At 27.5% G+C, this 6,026-nt stretch carries 4 protein-coding genes and 1 rRNA gene; all 5 read right to left on the bottom strand.

Annotated features, from left to right (window positions below; translation table 11 throughout):
- Window positions 1-295, bottom strand: a 16S ribosomal RNA gene (locus IC219_RS08845); the annotation flags it as partial.
- 242 nt (window positions 296-537) lie between these two features.
- Entirely contained in the window at window positions 538-1,512 is a 975-nt protein-coding gene (locus IC219_RS08840) for a glycoside hydrolase family 73 protein (RefSeq protein WP_227831602.1), read from the bottom strand.
- 121 nt (window positions 1,513-1,633) lie between these two features.
- On the bottom strand, window positions 1,634-2,743 hold the full coding sequence (gene wecB / locus IC219_RS08835) for a non-hydrolyzing UDP-N-acetylglucosamine 2-epimerase (RefSeq protein ID WP_227436609.1): 1,110 nt from the start codon (window positions 2,741-2,743) through the stop codon (window positions 1,634-1,636).
- Between the two features lie 57 nt (window positions 2,744-2,800).
- Complete coding sequence (locus IC219_RS08830; protein WP_227831601.1) at window positions 2,801-3,886, bottom strand: glycoside hydrolase family 113; 1,086 nt, start codon at window positions 3,884-3,886, stop codon at window positions 2,801-2,803.
- 37 nt (window positions 3,887-3,923) lie between these two features.
- Window positions 3,924-6,005, bottom strand: coding sequence for a cellulose biosynthesis cyclic di-GMP-binding regulatory protein BcsB (locus tag IC219_RS08825; RefSeq protein WP_227831600.1), 2,082 nt, complete (start codon window positions 6,003-6,005; stop codon window positions 3,924-3,926).
- Window positions 6,006-6,026 lie beyond the last annotated feature (21 nt).

The following is a 6,026-nucleotide window of genomic DNA, read 5'->3' as shown; positions in this document are numbered from 1 at the left end:
GATCACCCTCTCAGGTCGGCTACTGATCGTCGCCTTGGTAAGCCGTTACCTTACCAACTAGCTAATCAGACGCGGGTCCATCCTGTACTGGCTCACCTTTGATATTCAAGAGATGCCTCTCAAATATGTTATCCCGTATTAGCATACCTTTCGGTATGTTATCCGTGTGTACAGGGTAGGTTACCCACGCGTTACTCACCCGTCCGCCGCTCTTTACCGAAGTAAATCGCTCAACTTGCATGTGTTAGGCACGCCGCCAGCGTTCATCCTGAGCCAGGATCAAACTCTCAAATAAAAGTTTATCAGGCTCAGATACTATTGTTATCTAAATATCTGGCTTTATGGTTTGTTTCTTGTTTTTATAAATTAACCTACTGTTTAATTTTCAAAGTTCATTTTGTTCTCTTTCGAGTACAGTAATAATAATATCACCTTTCAAATAACAAGTCAATACATTTTTTTATGTTTTTTTACATTTTTTCTATTCTTTTGTATAAAACAAATTTATCTTGTTACACTTTCATGTAGAATTAATCCTTATTTTGTTTCCACTTTATTATCTATTAATTGTAAGTTATAGCTTCTAATAACCTCTATTAGTAGTTCTGCATATATACGATTCCCACTTTTATCTTCAGCTGTACTATATCCAGCATCTTCTAATGCTTGTGCCTGACTAATATAGTCTTTTGCTTCAAATAATCCATTTTTTCTATACCTTTTATTATTTACTAAAAATAAACCATGGTCTTTTACAGAGTCCTCTAATGAGCCATATGACCTAAAACTTGCTACAATTTTTTCATTATAATGTTCAGAAGTTGAAATTGCTACACTTTTTCCCTTCCACGCTTTATCTGCCTTTATACCAAATAAATTATTACTTTGCTTTGTAAGTTTAGAATTGCCCCACCCAGATTCTAATATTGCTTGTCCAATTGTTATAGATGGTAATATACCATAATCGATATACTCTCTTATAGCTGAGTCTTCTAATTTCTTTATAAACTTAATTTTTTCATCACTATCTTTTAGTTCCTTATTTCCAAGATATGTGTATTCTAAATCCTTCATGTATTTTTTTGCTCTACTTTTTTGAGAAGCGTCAAATTTCAATTCATTCAATACTTTCTTAAACTTTTTTACCTTGTATACTTTTTCTCCTTTATCATTTTTGTCTTCTACTATAAATTTTTCACCAACATTTAATGTATCTTTCTTTTTTATATTACTTAAATCTTCATCATAAATTACCATATCTATAGCAAGTAACTCCTTCCAGCTTAATTGAACTTTTCCGCCCCCTGCTTCATCAGCTACATCCATATAGTATTCAATTTTAGTAGTTTTTATATCTCTTACCTTATATAAGTCTTCAAAATATTTTGTTATATTAAAAACAGCTATTATACTTGCTATTATAAACACAGTAATAAATATCTTCTTAAATACAAGCTTTAACCTTCTTACAGCTTTATTTTTGCCTAAATTTTTTATACATTTTCTAGCCATATTATTCCCCCTTGCTAATTGTATTCCTTATCTTATCATAATTTTTATATTAAGTCGTTATATTTTAATTCTGTCTTATATAAAATTTAAATTAAGCTAACAAAAGCTAATTTAAGTATCTTCAATTAAATTTTTTTACTATTATATCCACTATATACTTGCTTGCATTTCCATCCCCATATGGATTTGAAGCTTTACTCATTTGAATATAATTATTTCTATTTGTTAATAATTGTTTTACAGAATTATATATATTTTCTTCATTTGTACCTATTAATTTAAGTGTTTTTGCTTCAATACCTTCTATTCTTTCTGTCTTTTTTCTTAACACAAGTACTGGTTTCCCTAGCGATGGAGCCTCTTCTTGTATTCCACCACTATCAGTCATTATCATATATGATTTGTTTAAAAAATTGTGAAAATCAACTACCTCCAAAGGCTCTATAATGTGAATTTTTTTAGTGTTTTTCCCAAATACTTCACTGGCTATACTACGTATTTCAGGATTTAAATGTATAGGATATACTACCTGTACATCTTCAAATTCATCTACTATTCGCTTTACAGCTCTAAATATATTTCTCATAGGTTCTCCTAAGTTTTCCCTCCTATGAGAAGTCAATAAAATCATTCTGTCATCACCAAGCTTATCCATTATAGGGTGAGTATAATTTTCTCTTATTGTCATCTTTAATGCATCAATTGCAGTATTGCCTGTTACAAATATATTGTCTTCAGACTTTCCTTCTGAAATTAGGTTTTGTTTTGCCAAATTAGTAGGAGCAAAGTGTATATCAGCAATAATTCCTGTAAGTTGTCTATTTAGTTCTTCTGGAAATGGAGAATATTTATCATAAGTTCTAAGTCCTGCTTCTATATGACCTACTAGAACTTTACTATAAAATGCAGTTAAACTAGTAGCTAGAGTTGTCGTTGTATCTCCATGTACTAAGATTACATCTGGCTTTTCTTTATCTATAATCATGGGAAGTTCATTTAAAACTTTACATGTTATATCATTTAAACTTTGCCCTTTTTTCATTATGTCTAAATCATAGTCTACATTTATATTGAAAGTTTCTATAACCTGGTCAAGCATTTCTCTATGTTGTGCTGTCACACACACAATACTTTTTATATGCTCTCTTTTTTCAAGTTCCTTAATTAAAGGAGCTACTTTGATAGCTTCAGGTCTAGTTCCAAATACAGTCATAACCTTGATGTCATCCATTTATATCTCTCCTAATCAACTATTTATATACTATAATTGTCTATTTATATAACAAATTTATTTATACCAAGATTTAATAATCTTTATACTCTCTTTTGATGGATAAAAGTTTTTTTCTTCATCAATTTTACCTACACAAAACACAGAAAAACCATTTATCCAATCCTCTTTTTCAAAAACTCTCCTATATGCTTCAAAGCATCTCGCTTGTTCTTCATCATTTATAATTTCTGAAGGAACATGATTCCATGGTTGAGAACTTGCATTTTCTCTATTTGAAAAGCCTAATTCTCCAAAAAATATCGGTTTATGATGAACCTTATAAAGATTATATAGTTCTTCTTTTATATTTTGTCCTCTATTATTCACAGTAGATGAATGTAAAGCAGAAACCAATTCATCAACTGTATTGACAGATTTATCACTTAACTCAAAATACGCTGCTATGGATATAAAGTCTAACTTATCAAAAAAATTATTATTTAGTTTTTGTTCATAAGATAATTTACTATTTAAATCACCTTTTCTTGTATACCACCAATTAGTTCTATATGTTACAAGACCATCAAATTTTGATTGTACAAAATCTATTATTTCACCCCAATTTTGTTGATATTCTTCTAGGTATACAAAATTAGAGCCTACATTTAAAACCTTTACATCCAATGGATTTGCTACATCTTCTATAAGTTCATTTAATACAGTATTTTGCCAGTTATAAAAAAATCTTTTTTTATTCATAGGATTCCAATCTGTCTCATACAACTCTCCATTTTTTATCCATGGATATGCTTCCAATATTGTGGAAATACCCTGCTTGTTTAATTTTTTTATTAGTTTGATTGCCTTTTTTTTGCTATTATTATCTATTGACATGATATCAGAATTAATATCATCTACAGTTATAACTATAGGTACATTTATTGTATTCAATCCTAGCTTATCTATATCCTTCATAACTTGATTTATTTCATAATCTATAGATAAATTGGCTGATTTAATCTTGCCCTCATACTGGCTATCTACTAAACTTCTATTTTTTAATTCAATATTTACAAAATAAATTATAAATACAAAAGTTAAAATAATTCCTAAGATTAAAATATTTTTCTTAAATTTAAATTTGTTTATATTTTTATTCAAATCATATACCTCATTTTAAAATAATAAGTTTACTGTATTATCTTCTTTTATATTTCTTGATAAATAATATTGATAGAATTATAGCTACAGTTATAACAATAAAAGAAACAACAAAAAAAACTTTAGCTGTTTTACTTATATTCAATTCTCTACTTGAATCTTTTATTTCTTTATTTATTTTTGTATTGTAATTTAAATCTTTTACTTCTCCATATTCATCAATTGTTAGTGTATCTCCTTTTAAATCATTGCCTTGACTTTTATTTAATAAATAATCCATTCCTAAATATAAATTTTTTTCATCTATTGAGCTGATTACCATAATATTTCTTTGATTATTGTAAGGTGATTTTATCAATTGTATTGATGAAATATTTTTACCATAATCGTCAATAAAGCTTATCTTATCATTTGATAAAAAGTTAGAATAGTTTTTATTGAACTTTACATTTAAGTTGCTATTTATCATCTTTATAACAGAGTTGTTAAGTGGTGCTCCAAAAACTATAATATTCGCATCTTTATATTTATTGATAAACTCTTTTCCTCTAATTACATTTATGTTTCCTTCATGTGAACTAATATTTGCACCTAAATTAACACCTAGTCTGGACATCCATGTCATTGCTTGAGACCCAGAATAATCTGGCATTATTACAGTTAAATCATTAAACTTATCATTCTTAACAAATGGATATGGATAACTTTCAAAATTCAGTGACTGATTTTCTTTTGTCGATAATTCCAAGTAAGAACTATTTGACACGTATGCCCAAGGATTATTACTTTCTCTTGTAACACAATTTAAATTTTTTATATTTAAATTAAACACCAACTTAACTTGATAGTAGTTTTTATTATCTATATCTTTAGGTATTTTTAATTCTAGCTTGTCATTGTCTGAATATGCTCTATCTAATTTTTTACTTCCTACAACAACATCATTTATATATACTGTAACTAATGACTTGTCAAAATCCAAATTATCAGAATATCTTAAATTTAAAACAATCTTTGAACCATTATTTAACTTTCTACCTTTTGGTATTCTAACATCAAATAAAGCTTGTTGACTAAATGCACCTTCCAATAAAATATCTGCATATCCTAGTTCTTCTAAAGTCATATGTCCTAAATTTAATTCTTGTTCACCATCAGTCTTTATATTAGTATCTTTATTTACAAGTATTGATGATGATAGAATTTGATTAGAAAGTCTATTGTCTATCAATACTTTAGATGCTTTTATTAAATCTTCTTCATTACTACCTATTACCACCAGCATCTTCTTATTATTGTTATATGGAGAATTTATCTGCTTAATTATACAATTTGAAGATAATAAAGTTTGTTCCTTTGCACTTAGAATATTCAAAATTTCTTCTGCTGTATTTTCAGGTTTACCAATGTATATAATGTTATCATCTGACCAGTTCTTCATTTCTGAATATAATTTAACGTCAAACTGTAACTTATCGTTCTGTGTTATTTTTCCAAATTCTGATGCTAAATTAAACACAGCTGTAGATTCACCTCTACTCATATTATCTGGAACTACTAAAGTTGTATCTAATTTAAAATTTTCTTCAATTTCTATATATGGATATGGATACTCATTTATTGAATTGCCCAATTTTTTCTGCTTATATCTAATTGATGTATAAGATTCCTTATGAATAACCATCCAGTTTCCAGTGTTAGAATCATCCTGACATATTTTGTCAGATATTGTTTTATATGCTTTTACTTTTATTTCATTATATCCTTGTATTATATAATCTTTAGGTATTGATACTTTTAATGTATCTTTATAATCTTTTTTGGCATTTAGTTTAATCGATTTTATTGGTACATTATTTATTAAGATAGTTAAACTTGAAACATCTCCATTTAATATTTGACTCTTACTAAAATTAAGATTAAATAATACTTCCTCAACATCCCAATTTTTGTTTACTTCAAAAAAAGTACTATTGCTACCTATAACTCCATCAATAGTTACATCTCTTTCAAACTTATAATTTTTGACTTTGGTTTCATCAGCTTTTACTTCATCTACAAATGCGATATTTGAAAAAAACAATACTAAAGATACAATTAATACAACAAATTTTTTCATGTTAATACCTCCTGTACATGA

It is taken from the genome of Clostridioides sp. ES-W-0018-02, assembly GCF_020658175.1.
Lineage (GTDB): Bacteria > Bacillota > Clostridia > Peptostreptococcales > Peptostreptococcaceae > Clostridioides.
Note: the sequence above shows the minus strand (reverse complement) of the source record. Positions and strands in the feature narration are given on the sequence as shown.

Coding starts and splice junctions, on each gene's coding strand:
- IC219_RS08825 (WP_227831600.1), bottom strand. CDS start 6,005: ATGAAAAAATTTGTTGTATTAATTGTATCTTTAGTATTGTTTTTTTCA.
- IC219_RS08840 (WP_227831602.1), bottom strand. CDS start 1,512: ATGGCTAGAAAATGTATAAAAAATTTAGGCAAAAATAAAGCTGTAAGA.
- wecB (WP_227436609.1), bottom strand. CDS start 2,743: ATGGATGACATCAAGGTTATGACTGTATTTGGAACTAGACCTGAAGCT.